The following is an 18,626-nucleotide window of genomic DNA, read 5'->3' as shown; positions in this document are numbered from 1 at the left end:
CCACGGCCGCAACGGGTTGACTGGGGTCTACGTCCTGCGCACCATCCCGACGATCCAGAGCAGGATCAGCGACCCTAGCAGCGCGGTGAAGAAGGTGAAGATCAGGCCCCCGCCCGCGGTGTTGACGAAGAAGCTCAAAATGAAGCCGCCGATCAACGCGCCGATGATTCCGATCACGATGTCCATCAGGATCCCGGCGCCGCTGCCCCGGATGATCTTGCTGGCGAGCGCGCCGGCCAGACCGCCGATGATGATGTATCCGATGATGCCGACGCTCGTGAACGTGGTTGAGCGGGCCAGATATTCGGTAGCTGCCATGACGTCCATGCGGGTCTCCTTGCATTCGCTGGCAAAGCCCAGCGAATTGCTGGGCCGTCACTTCGGTATACCCGCTCCGCGTAACGAAAAAGGTCCGGATTCGGCGACGGTTCGCCCATCATCCCGGCGCCCCGATCAGGGTGTCAGGTGGACTGCGTCCGCTGTGGTGCCGGCGCCGGGGTGGGGCTTACCTCCCCGGCCGGAGCCGGAGCGGGAGCCGGCGATGGCGCTCCCGGGGCCGCCGGGGCGGCGGGCGCAGGTTGGCCTCCGGGCGGAGGTGCCGCCGGTGCCGGCTGTGCGCCCGGAGCCGCCGGGGCTCCAGCGGCCGGCGCGGGCGGGCCCGCCCAGGGCTGGATCGACTCGGCCAGCGCCTTGGCCGCACCCTTGTCCACCGGGTCGTTGGCCGTGCCGAGCCAGACCACGAACCAGCGTTGCGGCGGTCCGCCCGCGTTCGTCGCGGGCAGCCCGACCACGCCCGTCCAGATCTGGCCGTTGGGCTTGGAGGCGTCGCTGAACTTGACCTCGTAGTACGACGCGCTGCCCGTGATGCCGTTGGCGCCGGTGAGCGTGGTGGCTTCCTGGTTGATCCGGGTGCCCGGATACGGCAGGAAGAACTCACCCATGTCCGAGCCGAGCCGCACGGCGGCCTTGGCGTTGTTGGCTTCCGCACTGGCGTAAAGCTTCTGGTCCAGGCGGCCCATCACGATGCGGGTGTCATTGGCGACCGGTGGCGGCTGGTCGGGCAGCGGCGGCGGCCCCGTCGTCTTGCTCAACAGCGCCGAGCCGTAGTCGAGGTGGGAAGCGTCCGATTCCACCCAGCCGGGCGGAAGGACGTAGCTGAAACCGCCCACGGCGTTGGCGACCCGCCCGGCGTTCGGGTCGACGGGGGGCGGCGGCGGTGCGTTCGGGTCGACGGGCGGCGGCGGCGGCGCGTTCGGGTCGACCGGTGCCGGGGACGCGCCGGGCGGCGGGGCGGCCGGCGGCGGTGTGGTCGCGGGAGCCGCGGGGCCGGCTGCAGGAGGCGCCGTCGTTGTCGTCGGCGGGACCGGAGTCGGAACCTCCGGATCGGCGTTCGCGGCCCCCGGCAATGCGATCGTGACGGCGCTGGCACTGGTCACTGTGGCTATCGCCAGCGTCGCCCACAGGCCTTTGCGACGTGTCGAGTTGGGATCCACCTGCTCCATGGCGACGAACCTACCGTGTTACCGCTGTGACGCAAGGAGCCTTGCGGACAATTGCAGCGTCGTTTTTCCGATGTTGCCGATGCGCGACCGGGCGCCCGATTGCACCCTCAGTGCGCCGCCGGATACAACTCGACCTCGTGCGCTTTGACCGAGAACCACACCCTTTCCCCGGGCGCCAGCCGCAGCTCCGATGCGGCGTCGACCGTGATCTCCGCGGCCAGGCCGGGCGCACCGTCGGGTTGCTGCTCGCCGCGCACCAGCACCGCCGCCCCGCGGATGTCCAGCTCCGCCACCGTCACCTCGACCGTGTTGCGCGGGCTGCCGTGCGGTCGGTCCCGATAGATCGCCACCGCCGTGGGCGGGAACACCGCAATCGCATTCTGGCCCGCGGCGAGCCCCTCACCCCCCGGCGCCGCATGCCAGCGCACGCCGGAGCGCGCGTCCAGTGCGGCGTCCGCGGCGGCCGTCCCGTTGACCAGGTTGACGCCCGCGATCCGCGCCCCGAAGTGACTGCGCGGCGCGGTGAGCACGTCGGAAACGGGACCGATCTCGGCGATCTTGCCGGACTCGAGCACCAGCACCCGGTCGGCCAGCGTGAACACGTCGAGCAGGTCGTGCGTAATCAGGACCACCGCGCAGCCGGTGCGGGCGACCACGCGCCTCAGTACCGCGCGAATGCTCGCGGCCGCCGCGACGTCAAGACCGTTCAGCGGCTCGTCCAGCAGCAGCACGTCGGGCTCGGCGGCCAGCGCCCGCGCCACCGCCACGCGCTGGGCTTGCCCGCCGGACAGCTGCCGCGCCTTGCGGTCGGCGAACCGCTCGGCGTCCACCTCGCGCAGCCAGCGCAGGGCCGCCGCCCTCCCCGCGGCTCGTCGTGTTCGCAGCCCCCCGCCCCGGCTGCGCGTCCCGAAGGCCACGTTGGCGGCGACGCTCATGTGCGGGAACAACAACGGGTCCTGCATGAGCAGGCCGACGCGGCGGTCATGGGTTGCCACGTTGACCCCGGCCGCGGTGTCGGTCAGCACCCGGTCGCCCAGCCGCACCACCCCGTGGTCCGGGCGAACCAGCCCGGCGATCACATGCAGCGCGGTGGATTTGCCCGCGCCGTTGGGCCCCAGGACCGCAAGGACTTCGCCGGCCGACACGGTGAACTCCACGTCCAGTCGGCGGTCCGCGACGTCGGCGCGCAGCTGCAGTTCGCTCATGGCCCCGGCTATCTCGTTTCGTCTCCGGTCAGCCGGCGGGCGCCGAGCCCCAGCACCACCAGCGCCGCCACCGCGACCAAGAGGATCGACAGCGCGACCGCGGCGTCGGCGTCGGTGACCCGCTGCAAATAGATCTCCAGCGGCAGCGTGCGGGTGACCCCTTGGCGGGACCCGGCGAACGTCAGCGTGGCGCCGAACTCCCCCAGCGAGCGGGCGAACGCCAGCACCGCGCCCGACGCCAGGCCCGGCAGTAGCAGCGGCAGGGTGATTCGCCACCAGACGGTGCTGGGCCGCGCCCCCAGGGTCGCCGCCACCACCTCGAAGTCGGCGCCGGCGGTGCGCGCGGCGCCCTCCAGGGAGATCACCAGGAACGGCAGCGACACGAAGGTCTGCGCCAACACCACCGCGGTGGTGCTGAACGCGATGCTGACACCGGCGGCCTCGAGGTACTTGCCGAGCAGCCCGAGCCGGCCGAACGCGTACAGCAGCGCGATCCCCCCGACGACCGGCGGCAACACCAAGGGCAGCAGGATAAATGGTCGCAGCAGCCGCACCGGTCGCGCGGTGCTGCGGGCCAGCACCAGGGCCATCGGGACGCCAAACAGCACGCAGAGCACGGTGCTGGCCGCGGCGGTCTTGAGGCTGAGCAGCAGGGCGGTTCGCGACGACGCGCTGGCGATCAGTGACCAGAAGTTGGGCCAGTCGACCTTGATCGCGATGGCGAGTAGCGGCAGCACCACGAACCCGGTCCCCGCGGCGGCGGGAACGTACACCCACCGCGGTAGATCGGCGCGACGCTCGCTAATGCTTGGACCCCAACCATGATCGGGCGATGAACACCGCCCCAACCTAGCGCCCGAGAGCCGAGGTTTCCGCCGATGTGCGAGGTAGAAGCAGGTGCGTTGTGAGATTCTGCTGGGGTGTCCGCTCGGCCGGCGGCCGCTCCTTCGGGGGTGGTGACGTTTCTGTTCACCGACGTCGAGGGCTCGACGCGTCGGTGGGAGGCCGACGCGGACGGGATGCGGGTGGCCCTCGCGGCCCATGACGACGCGTTGCGCACCGCGATCGAGGCGCACGGGGGCTGGTTGTTCAAGCACACCGGTGACGGCGTGTGCGCGGCGTTCGCCTCGCCGCGCGCGGCGGTCGATGCCGCCGTGGCCGCACAGCGCTCACTCGAGTTGCCGGTGCGGATGGGGCTGGCGACCGGCGAGGCCGAGCTGCGCGACGGCGACTACTTCGGCACGGTGCTCAATCGTGCGGCGCGCGTGATGGCCGCCGGGCACGGCGGTCAGATCCTGGTGGCCGCGTCGACGGCAGGCTTGCTGAGCGGCGTGGATCTGGTCGACCTGGGACCCCGTCGGTTGCGGGACGTCCCCATGCCGGTCGGCGTGTTTCAGGTCCGAGCCGCCGGCCTGCGGGCCGACTTTCCGCCGCTGCGGGCGCTGGACACGAGTCCGGGCAACCTGCGGCCCGCCCACACGAGCTTGATCGGCCGCGAGGCCGCCGTTGCCGACATCGAAGCGGCGGTCAAGACGCATCGTTTGGTGACGCTGACCGGAGTGGGTGGGGTCGGCAAGACCCGCCTCGCGTTAGAGGTGGCCACGCGGTTGGCTGATGAATTCCCGGACGGGGCGTGGCTTTTCGAGTTGGCCGCGGTGACCGACCCGGCGGCGGTTCCCGACGCGGTCGCGGCGGTGTTGGGCATCACCCAGCAGCCGGGCCAGACCGTCGGCGAGTCGGTCGCTGCCGCATTGGAGGGCCGGGTAAGGCTGTTGGTGCTCGACAACTGCGAGCACGTGCTCGACGCCGCCGCCCAGCTGATCGAAACCATCCTCGCCCGATCGGCCACCGTGAAGATCCTTGCCACCAGCCGCGAAGGACTGGGAATTCCCGACGAGCAGGTGCGGCCCGTCCGTTCCCTGGACGTGGCGGGCGTCCACTCCGCGGCGGTTACCCTGTTTACCGAACGCGCCCAAGGCATTTCGGCGGGCTTCTCGATGGTCGACGGCCGTGATGCCGCCGCCGTCACCGAGATCTGTCAGCGGCTGGACGGGATTCCCCTAGCCATCGAGCTGGCCGCGTCGCGGATGGCGTCAATGACCGCCAGTGAAGTGCGTGACCGCCTCGACCACCGCTTCAGGCTGCTGGTCGGTGCGCGGCGCGGCCTGGAGCGCCACCACACGCTGCGCCACGCCGTGGCCTGGTCCTACGACCTTCTCGACGACGACGAAAAGGCAGTGCTGGCACGCTGTTCGGTGTTCGCGGGCGGATTCGACCTCGAAAGTGCCTGCGCCGTAATGGGCGCCGAGGATGAGTACGTGATTCTGGACCTGCTCGATGCCTTGGTGCGCAAGTCGCTGCTGGTCGTCGACCGGTCTTCGGGGCGCACCCGGTTTTCGATGCTCGAGACGATCCGCCAATTCGCCGAGGAACAGCTCATCACCTCCGGCGCTGCGGGAGAGATCCGCGCCGCGCATGCCCGCCATTTCGCCGGGCGCGAGGCCGACGTCATGGCGCTGTGGGACGGCCCGCGCCAGCGCGAGGCATACGACTGGCTCACGGTCGAGTTGGCCAACTTGCGCACCGCCTTTCGCTGGTCGACCGAACACGGCGACCTGGATGCGGGTGCGGCCATCGCCGCATACGCGGGCTTGCTTGGTCCGTTCCTCGAGAACTACGAACCCATCGCCTGGGCCGAAGAAATGGTCGAACCCCTTCGTGCCGTCGACCACCCACGGCTGGCAGCCGTGTGCGTGGGGGCATCGCTGGCCGTTCTGGTCGGCCGGTACCAAGAGGCCGTGCGCTACAGCGAAATCGGCGAGACGGTCATCGCCGCCGCCAGCGACAAGGTGTCGTCGTTCGGGGAGGCCTTTCTCGGCAGCGCGTATTTGTTCGTCGGGCAGCCCGAACGGTATCTCGAGCTATGCCGGGCCCAGGTGGGGCGCGGTGGGGACGCCAACACTTTCGCCAGGGCAAACCTGGTGTTCGCTCTGGCCGTCTGCGGTTCGTCTGACGAGGCGTTGGCAACGGGCGAGGGCCTCATCGATGCCGCCGAGGCCACCGGGAATCCATGGGTCCTCGCCTACGCACTCTTCGTGTATGGGTACGCGGTCCGTGCGACCGATCCGGATCGCGCCCTCGCGGCGCTGCGCCGCAGTCTGCTCGTCGCGCGGGATAGCGGCAACCGGTTCTACGAGACCCAATTCCCGTACTGGGCCGCCGGACTCATGGCCGAGCAAGGGGACCCCGGGGCGGCGGTGGATCACCTCGCCTCGGCCATCCGCAACAACCACGAGTCGGGCAACATCGGCATGATGTACAACGCGCTCGCCGTCCTCGCCGTGTTCCTCAACCGGCTAGGACACTACGAACCGGCTGCCACCATCGCCGGTTTGGCGGCGGTCAGCCCGATGGCAGCAACGACCTTGCCCGAACTCGCAGAAATGATCGCCGACCTTCGCGAGGTCCTCGGTGACCAAACCTACGAATCGCTCGCCCGCAAGGGTGAGACGATGACCACCGCCGAGATGGTGACCTACGCATATGACCAAATCGACCAGGCCCGAACGGGTTTCGGACCGCCCCGCTGATCAGGGCTTGGCGAACCCCGCCTGGGCCAGGATGTTTTGGCCGACGTCACCGGTCACCATGGCCACGAACCGCTTCGCCAGCGACGCTTGCGGCGCCTTGTTCATCACCGCGATCGGATAGACGTTCACCGCGCCGGCGGCCTCCGGGAAGCTGACGGTCGTCACCTTGTTCCCGGCGCTGTGGGCGTCGGTGACATAGACGAGCCCGGCGTCCGCCTGCCCCGTGGTGACCTTGTTGAGGACGTCCGTCACGCTCGGTTCCTCGCTCACCGGGTTGAGGTGAACGCCGGTGCTGTCCTCGACGCGCCGGGTCGCCGACCCGCAGGGCACCGGCTTCTGGCAGACGACCACGGCCACCCCCGGCCTCGCGAGATCGGCGAACGACCCGACCTGCCTCGGGTTGCCCGGCGCGGTGACGATCACCAGCGTGTTCGACGCGAAGTTCGTCGGGTCGCCGGCGACCAAGCCGGCCTTGGCGACCGTGTCCATCTGCGCGGTGTCCGCCGACGCGAAGACATCGGCGGCGGCGCCCTGCGTCAACTGGGTGGCCAGTTCCGACGATCCCGCGAATTCGAAGTCGACGTTGCTGCCGGCGTTCTGGGCCTTGAACTGCGCTCCGATCTGGGTGAACGCGGGCTTCAGCGAGGCGGCGGCGAACACCACCAGCGTCCCGGGCGCCGCCGGTTTCGATCCGCACCCGATCAGGGCCGCCATCAGCATCGTCGAGACGAAACCGGCCAGGAACCCGATCCGAGGCATGGATGCACCCTAACCCGCCGACGATGCGGACCTATTGCAGGCCTAACGGCGCAAAAAAGTGAGGGTCGAATAGTTACGGAAATGATCCGCGCGTCGCGGCGCGAACAATTTCGCCGACTAGCTACTGTCCAGTAACATGGACGCATACTGATGCCATAACGTGCTGAGATCCCAGGCCGGTCCGTCATTCGATCCGCAGCAGGATCTGGGTTCAACGTTGAACACGAGGAGGTCATGGCAGTGGAAGTGCTGGTCACCGGTGGAGACACCGAACTTGGACGCACAGTGGCCGAAGGCTTCCGCGATGACGGTCACAAGGTGACCCTCGTGGGCGCACGGCGCAGCGACCTCGAGATCGCCGCCAAGGAACTCGACGTCGACGCGATCGTCTGCGACACCACCGACCCGGCGAGCCTGACCGAGGCCCGTCCCCTGTTCCCCCACCATCTGGACACCATCGTCAACGTGCCGGCTCCCACCTGGGAGGCCGGCGACCCCCGCGCGTACTCGATCGCCGACACGGCCAACGCCTGGCGGAATGCCCTGGACGCCACGGTGCTATCGGCCGTGCTGACGGTGCAGACCGTGGGCGATCACTTGCGCTCGGGTGGCTCCATCATCAGCGTGGTGCCGGAGAACCCGCCCGCCGGAAGCGTCGACGCCGCGATCAAGGCGACCCTGTCGAATTGGGTCGCCGGACAGGCGGGCGTCTTCGGCACCCGCGGCATCACGGTCAACGCCGTCGCCAGCGGGCGCAGCGCGCAGCCCGGCTACGACGGCCTGTCGCGCACGCCCCCGTCGGTCGCCGGCGAGGTGGCCCGGCTGGCCCTGTTCCTGACCACCCCGGCGGCCCGCCACATCACCGGCCAGACGCTGCACGTCAGCCACGGCGCGCTCGCCCAATTCGGCTGAGGGCGTAATCGCGGCGCGAGCCGTTTCGTCGCGCGTGGAGCGGCACTACGGTAGACCGCGTGGCTATTCGACTCGGTCTGCAGATTCCCAACTTCTCCTACGGCACCGGGGTGGACAAGCTCTTCCCCACTGTCATCGCTCAGGCCCGCGAGGCCGAATCCGCCGGCTTCGACTCGGTCTTCGTGATGGACCACTTCTACCAACTGCCCATGTTGGGCGACCCCGACCAACCGATGCTGGAGGCCTACACCGCCCTGGGCGCGCTGGCCACCGCCACCGAGCGAGTCCAGTTGGGCACCTTGGTGACCGGCAACACCTACCGCAATCCCACGCTGCTGGCCAAGACCATCACCACCCTCGACGTGGTGAGCCAGGGCCGCGCCATCCTCGGCATCGGAACCGGCTGGTTCGAACTCGAGCATGATCAACTGGGTTTCGAATTCGGCACTTTCACCGACCGATTCAACCGGCTCGAGGAGGCGCTGCAGATCATCCTGCCGATGATCAAGGGCGAGCGGCCGACCTTCTCGGGCAAGTGGTACCAGGTGCGCGAGGCGATGGCGAATCCCCGCTTCCGCGACCACATTCCGCTGATGATCGGGGGCAGCGGTGAGAAGAAGACGATCCCCCTCGCCGCGCGCCACTTCGATCACCTCAACGTCATCGCCGGATTCGACGAACTGCCGGGCAAATTGGACGTCGTGCGGCGGCGCTGCGAAGAGATCGGCCGCGACCCGGCGACGCTGGAAACCAGCACGCTGACCACGGTGCTGGTCGACGAGAACACCAAGCCGGACCAGATTCCGGCCGAGATGACCCAGCGCATGGTGGTCGGCGGCCCCGAGTCGGTCGCCGAGCAGATCAAAACCAAGGTGGTGGACGCCGGCATCGACGGCGTCATCATCAACCTGCCCTTCTACGCCCCCGGCGTGATCAGCTCCGTAGGTGAGGCGCTGCGCCCGGTCGTCGGCCTGTAGCAGCCGACGCCGCGGGTCGTGGGGTCGCGGTTTGGCCCCGCGGCGGTAATACTTCCGTGTAGCAGCGTTTACCTGCGCCACCGGGGCGCAGCGCGGAAGAAGAGGCCGGGAAGGCAATGAAGACAGCAGCCCTGGCGTTGATGGTGGCCGGCGTGGCGTTTGTCGCACCCCCGCTCGCGCATGCCGGCGGCGACGGGATCGCGATGGCGATATCGGACTCCACCGGCCACATCGACATCGCCGACGGCGCCTCGAGCGTGGGTGCGGCCGAGAAGGCGGTTATGGAGACCTGCCGCAAGACGATCAGCGACTGCCGCCTGCTGGCCAGTGGGCAGGGTGGGTGCGTGGCGCTGGTGATGAACGCGTCGAAGACCAAATACTTCGGGGGCTGGGGCCCGACGCCCGAAGAGGCGGAGGCACAGGCGCTCTCACGCGCCCCCGGCGGAACGATCCAGGCGGGCCACGACCACTGCGTGGGCGGAGGCTCGAGCCAATAACGGCGGCCTCGTGCCAGCGGGCCGGCCACCCTGATAGTTGCGCCACAGTGGCCGGCGCCCACCAGGGTTTTCGCCCCGAACACCGTTAGTGTTGCAAACAACACATGCGTATCAACTAGGTTTCCGGGTACCCGCCTGACTAGCGTTGTGGCTAACTGCAGTCGCGTGTCCAAAAGCCCCCGTCAGGAGCAGCGGAAACATGAGCCCCCCACCCGAAACCACAGCTGGAACCGAACGGCGCCACCAGGTCGTCATCATCGGTTCGGGATTCGGTGGACTCAACGCGGCAAAGAAACTGAAGCACGCCAACGTCGACATCAAATTGATCGCGCGCACGACCCATCACCTCTTCCAACCGTTGCTGTATCAGGTGGCCACGGGCATCGTGTCCGAGGGCGACATCGCCCCGCCCACCCGTGTCGTGCTGCGCAGGCAGCGCAACGTCCAGGTCCTGCTCGGTGACGTCACGCACATCGATCTCGATGGGAAGTTCGTGGTGTCCGATTTGCTCGGTCACACCTACGAAACCCCTTACGACAGCTTGATTATCGCCGCCGGCGCGGGGCAGTCCTACTTCGGCAACGACCACTTCGCCGAGTTCGCACCCGGCATGAAGTCGATCGACGACGCACTGGAGGTGCGCGGTCGGATCCTGAGCGCCTTCGAGCAAGCCGAACGGTCGCGCGATCCGGAGCGACGGGCCAAGCTGCTGACGTTCACCGTCATCGGCGCAGGCCCCACCGGCGTCGAAATGGCAGGCCAGATCGCGGAATTGGCGGCCCACACGCTGAAGGGCTCGTTCCGTGGCATCGACTCCACCAAGGCGCGGGTGATCCTGCTCGACGCCGCCCCCGCCGTGCTGCCGCCGTTCGGCGACAAGCTGGGGACGCGGGCGCGGGCCCGGCTGGAGAAGATGGGCGTGGAGATCCAACTGGGGGCGATGGTCACCGACGTCGACCGCAACGGCATCACCGTCAAGGACTCCGACGGCACCATCCGGCGCATCGAGTCCGCGTGCAAGGTGTGGTCTGCGGGCGTGCAGGCCAGCGGGCTGGGCCGAGACCTCGCCGACCAGTCGTCGGTGGAACTGGACCGGGCGGGCCGCGTCAAGGTGCTGCCCGACTTGTCGGTTCCCGGCCACCCGAACGTGTTCGTGATCGGCGACATGGCCGCCGTCGAGGGCGTACCCGGGGTGGCGCAGGGCGCGATCCAGGGCGCCAAGTACGTCGCCGGCACGATCAAGGCCGAACTCGGCGGGGCCGACCCCGCCGAGCGCGAGCCGTTCCAGTATTTCGACAAAGGCTCCATGGCAACGGTTTCGCGGTTCTCCGCGGTGGCCAAGGTGGGCCCGCTGGAGTTCAGCGGCTTCATCGCCTGGCTGATGTGGCTGGTGCTGCACCTCGTCTACCTGGTCGGGTTCAAGACCAAGGTCAGCACGCTGCTGTCGTGGACGGTGACCTTCCTGAGCACCCGGCGTGGCCAGCTGACGATCACCGAGCAGCAGGCCTTCGCCCGAACCCGCCTCGAACAGCTGGCGGTGCTCGCCGCCGAAGCCAAGCGGCCGGCGACCGCTAAGCGAGCGAGCTAACGGGCCAATCGCAGCAGGGCCCAAATCGCGGATCCGGCCTCCGCGAAAGTCGTTGCGCAACACAGCAATACGCCGTCGCGCGGATCTACAGGTTCTGCAGCCGCACCTGGCCGCGGGCGACCACCTTGCCGTCGCCGTCGGTGATCGTGACCAGCCACAGCTGCTGGCGCCGGCCGCGATGGATCGGTTCGGCGACGCCGTACACCATGCCCGAACCGATGGAACGCAGGAAGTCGGTGTTGTTGTTGACCCCCACGACATTGCCGCCGCCGCGGGTGGCAAGCCAGGTGTAGGCGGCCACGCTGGCCATGCTCTCGATGATCGAGCAGTACACCCCGCCGTGCACGAGGCCCATCGGTTGCAGCAGTTTGGGCGTGACCTCGAGTTGCGCGCGGGCGCCGTCGGGGCTCAGTTCGGTGAACTGCAGCCCGATCTCCTGATCGAAGGGGGCGGTGAAATCCGGCGGCATGCTCGGCGGCTGAGGCACGTTCTGTGTCTACACCATGGGTCCGGCGACGGCGCTGGTGGCGGGGTTGCCGCCCCGGAAACGGCTGAGCCCCGTGCCGCGGGGGCACGGGGCTCGCCGATCGAGTAGACCGGGGGTCACTGCAGCCCTCAGGACTCTGCCGCGGTCGTTGTTCGCTCGACTGGGTTAGCATAGGCAAGGCTGCCCTAATTTCGCAAGCGCCTATCCGGCGGCGCGGTGAGCAGCTGCGGTACGACGGTCGGTAGTAAGCGGAGTAAGATGTTGTCGACGTCAGGAGAGAACGCACTATGGCGAAACTGACCCGGCTCGGGGATCTGGAACGCGCCGTGATGGACCACTTGTGGTCCACGCCGGAACCTCAAACGGTCCGCCAGGTCCACGAGGCGTTGTCCGCGCGACGCGACCTCGCCTACACGACGATCATGACCGTCCTGCAGCGGCTGGCCAAGAAGAACCTGGTCTCGCAGATTCGCGACGACCGCGCGCACCGATACGCTCCCGTGCACGGCCGCGACGAACTGGTCGCCGGGCTGATGGTCGACGCGCTGGCCCAGGCCGAGGACCCCGGCGGCAGGCAGGCCGCGCTCGTCCATTTCGTCGAGCGGGTCGGCGCCGATGAGGCAGCTGCGCTCCGGCGGGCGCTCGCCGAACTGGAAGCTAATCAACGCAACAACGCGCCAACCGCTGGCGCGTCGCCGGAGGACTGAGGGAGACTGACAGCGTGTCCGCGCTGGCCTTCACCATCCTCGCGGTGCTGCTGGTCGGTCCGGTGCCGGCCTTGTTGGCACGCGCGAGCTGGCCGCTGCGCGCTCCCCGCGCCGCGATGGTGTTGTGGCAGGCCATCGCGCTCGCCGCGGTCCTCTCGGCGTTCAGCGCCGGCATCGCGATCGCCACTCGGCTGCTCATGCCCGGTCCCGACGGGCGGCCCACCGCCAGCATCCTCGGCGCCGCCGGCCGCCTCGGCTGGCCGCTGTGGGCCGCGTACATCGGCGTCTTCGCCCTGACCGTGCTGGTCGGCGCCCGATTGATGGTGGCCGTCGTCCGGGTGGCAATCGCCAACCGGCGACGGCGCGCCCATCACCGCATGGTCGTCGATCTGGTCGGCCTGGACCACGGCGGCGCGCTTCCCCAGCCCTGCGCCCACACGCGGGACCTTCGTGTGTTGGACGTGCCGCAGCCGCTCGCCTACTGCCTGCCGGGCGTCCGCAGCAGGGTGGTGGTCAGCGAGGGGGCGCTGAGCACGCTCGCCGACGCCGAGGTCGCGGCGATCCTCACCCACGAGCGGGCCCACCTGCGGGCCCGCCACGACCTCGTCCTGGAGGCCTTCACCGCGGTGCACGCCGCGTTCCCGCGGCTGGTGCGCAGCGCGAACGCGCTCGGGGCGGTGCAGCTGCTCGTCGAGCTGCTCGCCGACGACGCCGCCGTGCGCGCGGCGGGCCGCACTCCCCTGGCTCGCGCGCTGGTCGCCTGCGCGTCCGGGCGGGCGCCGTCCGGCGCACTGGCCGCCGGCGGACCCAGCACCGTGGTCCGCGTCCGCCGGCTGTGCGGGGGCGGCAACAGCCTTGCGCTGGCAGCGGCCGCATACCTGGCCGCGGTCGCCGTGTTCGTCGTGCCCACCGTCGCGTTGGCCGTGCCGTGGCTCACCGAGCTGCGGCGCCTGATCAACCTCTGACGCGTTCGACGGCCAGCACCCCGGGCGGACGCCGGTCCCCTGTGCCACAGTGTGACGGAAAGCTTTTGGGCACAGTTCTCCGACTCGAGAGGCGAAGACATGGGTTCGTCGGAATCAACCACCGCTACCGCGCAGATCGGCGTCACCGGCCTGGCGGTGATGGGCTCGAACATCGCGCGCAATTTCGCCCGGCACGGCTACACGGTGGCGCTGCACAACCGCTCGATCGCGAAGACCGACGCGCTGCTCAAAGAGCACGGTGACGAGGGCAAGTTCGTGCGGTCGGAGACCATCGCTGAGTTTCTCGACGCCCTGGAGAAGCCGCGGCGGGTGCTGATCATGGTCAAGGCCGGCGACCCCACCGACGCCGTCATCAACGAGCTCGCCGACGCCATGGAGGAAGGCGACATCATCATCGACGGCGGCAACGCCCTCTACACCGACACCATTCGCCGCGAGAAGGCGATGCGCGAACGGGGCCTGCACTTCGTCGGCGCCGGCATCTCCGGCGGCGAGGAGGGCGCGCTGAACGGCCCGTCGATCATGCCGGGCGGCCCCGCCGAGTCCTACACGTCGCTGGGCCCGCTGCTCGAGGAGATCTCCGCACACGTCGACGGGGTCCCGTGCTGCACCCACATCGGGCCCGACGGCGCGGGCCATTTCGTCAAAATGGTGCACAACGGCATCGAGTACTCCGACATGCAGCTGATCGGCGAGGCCTACCAGCTGCTGCGCGACGGCCTGGGCAAGACCGCCGAGCAGATCGCCGACGTGTTCGACGAGTGGAACAAGGGCGACCTGGACAGCTTCCTCGTCGAGATCACCGCCGAGGTCCTGCGCCAGAAGGACGCGAAGACGGGCAAGCCGCTCGTCGACGTCATCCTCGACGAGGCCGAGCAGAAGGGCACCGGCCGCTGGACCGTGAAGTCGGCCCTGGACCTCGGCGTCCCGGTAACCGGGATCGCCGAGGCGGTGTTCGCCCGCGCGCTGTCGGGTTCGGTGACCCAGCGCAAGGCCACCACGGGGCTGGCCTCGGGCGAGTTGGGCGCCAAGCCCGCCGACGCGCAGCAGTTCGTCGAGGACGTGCGCCAGGCCCTCTACGCGTCGAAGATCATCGCGTATGCCCAGGGTTTCAACCAGATTCAGGCCGGCAGCGCCGAATACGACTGGGGCATCACGCCGGGCGACCTGGCCACCATCTGGCGCGGCGGCTGCATCATCCGGGCCAAGTTCCTCAACCGCATCAAAGACGCGTTCGACGAGGACCCCGATCTGCCGAGCCTGATCGTCGCGCCCTACTTCCGCAGCGCGATCGAGGCCGCGATCGACGGCTGGCGCCGCGTCGTGGTGACCGCTACGCAGCTGGGCATCCCGATCCCCGGCTTCTCCTCGGCGCTGTCCTACTACGACGCGCTGCGCACCGAGCGGCTGCCCGCGGCGCTCACCCAGGGGCTGCGCGACTTCTTCGGCGCGCACACCTATGGCCGCATCGACGACGACCCCGATAAGCGCTTCCACACGCTGTGGAGCGGGGACCGCAGTGAAGTGCCCGCCTAGCCGGGTACTACTTGAGGGACACGAGGGGGCGCGGCGACAGCGATGAGATTTCTGGACGGGCATCGGCCCGGTTACGACCTGACCTACAACGACGTCTTCGTGATGCCGAACCGGTCGGAGGTCGCGTCGCGCTTCGATGTCGACCTGTCCACCCAGGACGGCTCGGGCACCACCATCCCGGTGGTGGTCGCCAACATGACCGCGGTGGCCGGGCGGCGGATGGCCGAGACGGTCGCCCGGCGGGGCGGCCTGGTGATTCTGCCGCAGGACATCCCGATCACCGCGGTGCAGCAGACGGTGGACTTCGTCAAGAGCCGCGACCTGGTTCTCGACACCCCGGTCGTGCTGGGCCCCGACGACTCGGTGTCCGATGCGACCGCGCTGATCCACAAGCGCGCACACGGGGTCGCGGTCGTCGTCTTCGAGGGCCGCCCGATGGGCTTGGTGAGCGAATCCTGCTGCCTGGGCGTGGACCGCTTCGCCAGGGTTCGGGATGTCGCGATCACCGACTTCGTCACCGCCCCGGTCGGGACCGAACCACGCAAGATCTTCGACCTGCTCGAGCACGCCCCGATCGGGGTTGCCGTCGTGACGAACGTCGACGGCACGCTGGCCGGCGTGCTCACCCGCACCGGGGCCGTCCGCACCGGCCTGTACACCCCGGCGCTCGACCGTGAAGGGCGGCTGCGAGTGGGCGCGGCCGTCGGCATCAACGGCGACGTGGGCGCCAGGGCGCGCTCCCTGGTCGAGGCGGGCGTCGACGTGCTCGTCATCGACACCGCACACGGGCATCAGGTGAAGACGCTCGAGGCGATCCGCACGGTGTCCTCGCTCGAACTCGGGGTGCCGCTGGTGGCCGGCAACGTCGTCTCCGCGGAGGGCACGCGCGATCTGCTGGGCGCCGGGGCGAACATCGTCAAGGTCGGCGTCGGGCCGGGGGCGATGTGCACCACCCGGATGATGACCGCTGTGGGGCGCCCGCAATTCTCGGCCGTCGTCGAATGTGCTTCGGCGGCAAGGCAATTGGGTGGTCACGTGTGGGCCGACGGCGGCGTTCGACATCCCCGGGACGTGGCGCTGGCGCTGGTGGCCGGCGCGTCCAACGTGATGATCGGATCGTGGTTCGCCGGCACCTACGAGTCGCCCGGCGACCTGATGCGCGACCGCGAGGACCAGCCCTACAAGGAGAGCTACGGCATGGCCTCCAAGCGTGCGGTGGTCGCCCGCAGCGCCGCCGACACCGCCTTCGACCGCGCCCGCAAAGCGCTCTTCGAGGAAGGCATTTCGACCTCACGCATGGGCCTGGACCCCGACCGCGGGGGCGTCGAGGATTTGATCGACCACATCACCTCGGGCGTGCGCAGCACGTGCACCTATGTCGGCGCCGCCAACCTGACGGACCTCTACGAGCGCGCCGTCGTGGGGGTGCAGTCGGCCGCGGGCTTCGCCGAAGGCCATCCACTGCCGCTGGGTTGGTGACCCCCGCCGCACGCAATTCTTTGGCGGCGCAGGCAATTTGGTGGGTCAGGCGCCGGCCGGACGTTCCCACGCGTAGAGCGACATGCGGCGATTCCTGGTGTCGTGTTCGCCGAGGAACGCGCAGCCGGCGAATTCGCAGAGTCGGCGCGCGGTGGTGTTGCGGTGATCGGGGTCGAACATGACGCGCCGGCAGCGGGGCTCCATGGCGAAGACGCTCCCGACGATCTGCGGCAACAGCATCGGGCCCAGGCCCCGGTTCATCAGGCCCGGGTCGGCGATGGCGGCGTGCAGCCCCAGGTCATACGGATCGGCATCGTAGTGGTGCGAGATCAAGTCCTTTGCGCCCCAGTATAATTCGAGGTAGGCGCAATCTTGGCCATCGACGCTGCCCAGCAGTGGCACCGAATACGTGCCGTCCAGCTGCGCGCCGAGGTGCCGCTCCCATCGCGGGGCCGGCCAGTCGTACTCCCAGGCCGCGGCCAGGTGTGGGCGGTTCATCCACTCCGCCACCATGCCCGCGTCCTCGGGCCGCGCGACACGCAGCGCGAAGGGCGGTTCGAGCGCGGGGGCCGGCGGTCGCCCGATGCGCGCCACCTTGTCGGAGATGTCGACGCGCTCGCGCGGAAGGACTTGGGCCGGTTTGGTTTCGGGTGGGCCTTCGGACGCCATAGTCCGCCAGCCTATCGAGTAAGGTTAGGCAAACCATACTTGGGTCCCGGGCGGGCCCGGCCTCCCCGTGAAAACGGTCGTTGACCGAACGGGGGGCGGACCGGGCTACGATAAATCAGCAAAGACGGAAGCGACCGCGTCCGCACCGGTTTCAGGCAGCGAAGGGATTGACGTGCCGCAGGCACCCGTGCAGCCCATGGGCTTCCGGGCGCGGCAGCCGTCCGACGAGCCGCCCGATGCGGAGCCTTCCCCGGCCATCCCGCCAACACAATCGGCCCGCGGGCGGCGTGCTCGATGAACGTCAGCGTCGCCGTGATCAGCATCATTGCCATCGCGGTGCTCATCTTCGGTAACGCGGTATTCGTGGCGGCCGAGTTCTCGCTGACCACGCTGGACCGCAGCGCCGTGGAGGCCAACGCGCGGCGCGGCGGCCGGCGCGACCGCGCGATCCGGCGCGCCCACCACAAGTTGTCGTTCCAGCTCTCCGGCGCCCAATTGGGCATCTCCGCAACCACACTGGCGGCCGGTTACCTGACCGATCCGATGCTGGCCGACCTGCCGCACCCGTGGTTCGACGCGATGGGCATTCCCGACAAGGTGGCCGACGCGATCATGGCGTTCGTGGCGTTGGTCATCGTCACCTCGGTGTCGATGGTGTTCGGCGAGCTGGTTCCCAAATACCTTGCCGTGGCCCGGCCACTGTCCACCGCGCGCGCCGTGGTGGGCGTTCAGCTGCTGTTCTCGCTGCTGTTCACCCCGGCGATCCGGCTCACCAACGGCGCGGCGAACTGGATCGTGCGCCAGCTGGGCATCGAGCCGGCCGAAGAGCTGCGGTCGGCCCGGTCGCCGCAGGAACTGCTGTCCCTGGTGCGCTCCTCGGCGCGCAGCGGCTCGCTGGATCCCGCGACCGCGTCACTGGTGCGGCGCTCGCTGCAGTTCGGCGCCCTGACCGCCGAGGAGCTGATGACGCCCCGATCCAAGATCGTCGCGCTGCAGACCGACGACACCGTCGCCGACCTGGTGGCCGCGGCCGCCGAGTCCGGGTTCTCCCGGTTCCCGATCGTCGACGGCGATCTCGACGAGACCATCGGCATCGTGCACGTCAAACAGGTGCTGGCCATCCCGGCGGCCGACCGGGCGCGCACGCCGCTGACCAACGTGGCGCAGCCCGTCCCGGTGGTGCCCTCGACGCTGGACGGCGACGCCGTCATGGCCGAGATCCGCGCGAACAGCCTGCAGACCGCGATGGTGGTCGACGAATACGGCGGCACCGCGGGCATGGTGACCGTCGAGGACCTGATCGAAGAGATCGTGGGCGACGTCCGCGACGAACACGACGACGCCACCCCGGACGTCGTCGCGGCCGGCACCGGCTGGCGCGTCTCGGGACTGCTGCGCATCGACGAGGTCGCCACCGCCACCGGGTTCCGGGCGCCGGAAGGGCCCTACGAGACCATCGGCGGGCTGGCGTTGCGCGAATTCGGCCACATCCCGGTGGCCGGTGAAACGGTGAAGCTGCCGGCCCTGGACGCCGACGGCCTGTTGGACACCTCGCTGCGCTGGCAGGCAACGGTCATCCGGGTGGAGGGACGCCGGATCGACCTGCTGGAACTCAACGAGCTGCAGGGTGACGGCGACACCGGCGCGGCGGGGGGTCCGCGATGAGCGATCCCGTCGGAGTGTTCCTGGCGATCGTGCTGATCGGCGTCAACGCCTTCTTCGTCGGCGCGGA

The 18,626-nt window shown here is 69.3% G+C and carries 17 protein-coding genes; 10 read left to right on the top strand and 7 right to left on the bottom strand.

Annotated elements, in window-relative coordinates:
• Positions 1–27: 27 nt before the first annotated feature.
• The 4 genes from A5704_RS16410 to A5704_RS16395 all read right to left on the bottom strand — a co-directional run bounded on the left by A5704_RS16410 (position 28) and on the right by A5704_RS16395 (position 3,513).
• Positions 28–327, bottom strand: coding sequence for a GlsB/YeaQ/YmgE family stress response membrane protein (locus tag A5704_RS16410; RefSeq protein ID WP_067760758.1), 300 nt, complete (start codon positions 325–327; stop codon positions 28–30).
• A gap of 134 nt (positions 328–461) precedes the next feature.
• On the bottom strand, positions 462–1,502 hold the full coding sequence (locus A5704_RS16405; protein ID WP_067889919.1) for an alanine and proline-rich secreted protein Apa: 1,041 nt from the start codon (positions 1,500–1,502) through the stop codon (positions 462–464).
• 107 nt (positions 1,503–1,609) lie between these two features.
• On the bottom strand, positions 1,610–2,707 hold the full coding sequence (locus A5704_RS16400) for a sulfate/molybdate ABC transporter ATP-binding protein (protein ID WP_067760752.1): 1,098 nt from the start codon (positions 2,705–2,707) through the stop codon (positions 1,610–1,612).
• Between the two features lie 8 nt (positions 2,708–2,715).
• Positions 2,716–3,513 carry an ABC transporter permease gene (locus A5704_RS16395; protein ID WP_197499222.1) on the bottom strand — a complete coding sequence of 266 codons (798 nt, stop codon included), beginning with the start codon at positions 3,511–3,513 and terminating at the stop codon, positions 2,716–2,718.
• Between the two features lie 114 nt (positions 3,514–3,627).
• Between A5704_RS16395 and A5704_RS16390 the strand changes: the two genes are divergently transcribed.
• Positions 3,628–6,297: an adenylate/guanylate cyclase domain-containing protein gene (locus tag A5704_RS16390; RefSeq protein WP_231969143.1), complete on the top strand. Its 2,670-nt coding sequence runs from the start codon at positions 3,628–3,630 to the stop codon at positions 6,295–6,297.
• On the opposite strand, the gene modA is transcribed toward A5704_RS16390, so the two are convergent.
• The gene (modA, locus tag A5704_RS16385; RefSeq protein WP_067889916.1) at positions 6,298–7,056 is read right to left on the bottom strand and encodes a molybdate ABC transporter substrate-binding protein; all 759 of its coding nucleotides are present in this window, start codon (positions 7,054–7,056) and stop codon (positions 6,298–6,300) included. It lies immediately after the preceding gene.
• Positions 7,057–7,290: 234 nt separating this feature from the next.
• Here modA and A5704_RS16380 point away from each other — a divergent pair, with 234 nt between their 5' ends.
• The 4 genes from A5704_RS16380 to A5704_RS16365 all read left to right on the top strand — a co-directional run bounded on the left by A5704_RS16380 (position 7,291) and on the right by A5704_RS16365 (position 11,030).
• Positions 7,291–7,968: an SDR family oxidoreductase gene (locus A5704_RS16380; RefSeq protein ID WP_067760746.1), complete on the top strand. Its 678-nt coding sequence runs from the start codon at positions 7,291–7,293 to the stop codon at positions 7,966–7,968.
• A 59-nt stretch (positions 7,969–8,027) separates the two neighbouring features.
• The gene (locus A5704_RS16375; RefSeq protein ID WP_067889914.1) at positions 8,028–8,945 is read left to right on the top strand and encodes an LLM class F420-dependent oxidoreductase; all 918 of its coding nucleotides are present in this window, start codon (positions 8,028–8,030) and stop codon (positions 8,943–8,945) included.
• A gap of 116 nt (positions 8,946–9,061) precedes the next feature.
• A complete protein-coding gene (locus A5704_RS16370) occupies positions 9,062–9,442 on the top strand; it encodes a DUF4189 domain-containing protein (protein ID WP_067760738.1) in 381 nt (126 codons plus the stop codon).
• 199 nt (positions 9,443–9,641) lie between these two features.
• Positions 9,642–11,030, top strand: coding sequence for an NAD(P)/FAD-dependent oxidoreductase (locus A5704_RS16365; protein ID WP_067760736.1), 1,389 nt, complete (start codon positions 9,642–9,644; stop codon positions 11,028–11,030).
• 85 nt (positions 11,031–11,115) lie between these two features.
• On the opposite strand, the gene A5704_RS16360 is transcribed toward A5704_RS16365, so the two are convergent.
• A complete protein-coding gene (locus A5704_RS16360; RefSeq protein WP_067760734.1) occupies positions 11,116–11,499 on the bottom strand; it encodes a PaaI family thioesterase in 384 nt (127 codons plus the stop codon).
• 305 nt (positions 11,500–11,804) lie between these two features.
• Here A5704_RS16360 and A5704_RS16355 point away from each other — a divergent pair, with 305 nt between their 5' ends.
• From A5704_RS16355 to A5704_RS16340, 4 genes are all read left to right on the top strand, one after another.
• Complete coding sequence (locus A5704_RS16355) at positions 11,805–12,224, top strand: BlaI/MecI/CopY family transcriptional regulator (RefSeq protein WP_067889905.1); 420 nt, start codon at positions 11,805–11,807, stop codon at positions 12,222–12,224.
• 14 nt (positions 12,225–12,238) lie between these two features.
• Positions 12,239–13,189 (top strand): M56 family metallopeptidase, encoded by a 951-nt coding sequence (locus A5704_RS16350; protein WP_067889903.1) that lies wholly within the window; start codon positions 12,239–12,241, stop codon positions 13,187–13,189.
• A gap of 99 nt (positions 13,190–13,288) precedes the next feature.
• The gene (gene gndA, locus A5704_RS16345) at positions 13,289–14,746 is read left to right on the top strand and encodes an NADP-dependent phosphogluconate dehydrogenase (RefSeq protein ID WP_067760728.1); all 1,458 of its coding nucleotides are present in this window, start codon (positions 13,289–13,291) and stop codon (positions 14,744–14,746) included.
• A 42-nt stretch (positions 14,747–14,788) separates the two neighbouring features.
• The gene (locus tag A5704_RS16340) at positions 14,789–16,225 is read left to right on the top strand and encodes a GuaB1 family IMP dehydrogenase-related protein (RefSeq protein ID WP_067760726.1); all 1,437 of its coding nucleotides are present in this window, start codon (positions 14,789–14,791) and stop codon (positions 16,223–16,225) included.
• 45 nt (positions 16,226–16,270) lie between these two features.
• Here the strand turns inward: A5704_RS16340 and A5704_RS16335 are convergent, their stop codons facing one another.
• Positions 16,271–16,894 carry a GNAT family N-acetyltransferase gene (locus A5704_RS16335; RefSeq protein ID WP_067889901.1) on the bottom strand — a complete coding sequence of 208 codons (624 nt, stop codon included), beginning with the start codon at positions 16,892–16,894 and terminating at the stop codon, positions 16,271–16,273.
• A gap of 294 nt (positions 16,895–17,188) precedes the next feature.
• On the opposite strand from A5704_RS16335, the gene A5704_RS16330 reads away from it, so the two are divergent.
• Entirely contained in the window at positions 17,189–18,559 is a 1,371-nt protein-coding gene (locus A5704_RS16330; RefSeq protein ID WP_067889898.1) for a hemolysin family protein, read from the top strand.
• Positions 18,560–18,626 lie beyond the last annotated feature (67 nt).

Source organism: Mycobacterium sp. E735, assembly GCF_001666955.1.
Lineage (GTDB): Bacteria > Actinomycetota > Actinomycetes > Mycobacteriales > Mycobacteriaceae > Mycobacterium.
The sequence above is the reverse complement of the archived record's forward strand: the minus strand, read 5'-3'. Positions and strand labels throughout refer to the sequence as shown.

Coding starts and splice junctions, on each gene's coding strand:
- A5704_RS16355 (WP_067889905.1), top strand. CDS start 11,805: ATGGCGAAACTGACCCGGCTCGGGGATCTGGAACGCGCCGTGATGGAC.
- A5704_RS16340 (WP_067760726.1), top strand. CDS start 14,789: ATGAGATTTCTGGACGGGCATCGGCCCGGTTACGACCTGACCTACAAC.
- A5704_RS16410 (WP_067760758.1), bottom strand. CDS start 327: ATGGACGTCATGGCAGCTACCGAATATCTGGCCCGCTCAACCACGTTC.
- A5704_RS16365 (WP_067760736.1), top strand. CDS start 9,642: ATGAGCCCCCCACCCGAAACCACAGCTGGAACCGAACGGCGCCACCAG.
- A5704_RS16370 (WP_067760738.1), top strand. CDS start 9,062: ATGAAGACAGCAGCCCTGGCGTTGATGGTGGCCGGCGTGGCGTTTGTC.
- gndA (WP_067760728.1), top strand. CDS start 13,289: ATGGGTTCGTCGGAATCAACCACCGCTACCGCGCAGATCGGCGTCACC.
- A5704_RS16335 (WP_067889901.1), bottom strand. CDS start 16,894: ATGGCGTCCGAAGGCCCACCCGAAACCAAACCGGCCCAAGTCCTTCCG.
- A5704_RS16360 (WP_067760734.1), bottom strand. CDS start 11,499: ATGCCGCCGGATTTCACCGCCCCCTTCGATCAGGAGATCGGGCTGCAG.
- modA (WP_067889916.1), bottom strand. CDS start 7,056: ATGCCTCGGATCGGGTTCCTGGCCGGTTTCGTCTCGACGATGCTGATG.
- A5704_RS16380 (WP_067760746.1), top strand. CDS start 7,291: ATGGCAGTGGAAGTGCTGGTCACCGGTGGAGACACCGAACTTGGACGC.
- A5704_RS16400 (WP_067760752.1), bottom strand. CDS start 2,707: ATGAGCGAACTGCAGCTGCGCGCCGACGTCGCGGACCGCCGACTGGAC.
- A5704_RS16330 (WP_067889898.1), top strand. CDS start 17,189: ATGAACGTCAGCGTCGCCGTGATCAGCATCATTGCCATCGCGGTGCTC.
- A5704_RS16405 (WP_067889919.1), bottom strand. CDS start 1,502: ATGGAGCAGGTGGATCCCAACTCGACACGTCGCAAAGGCCTGTGGGCG.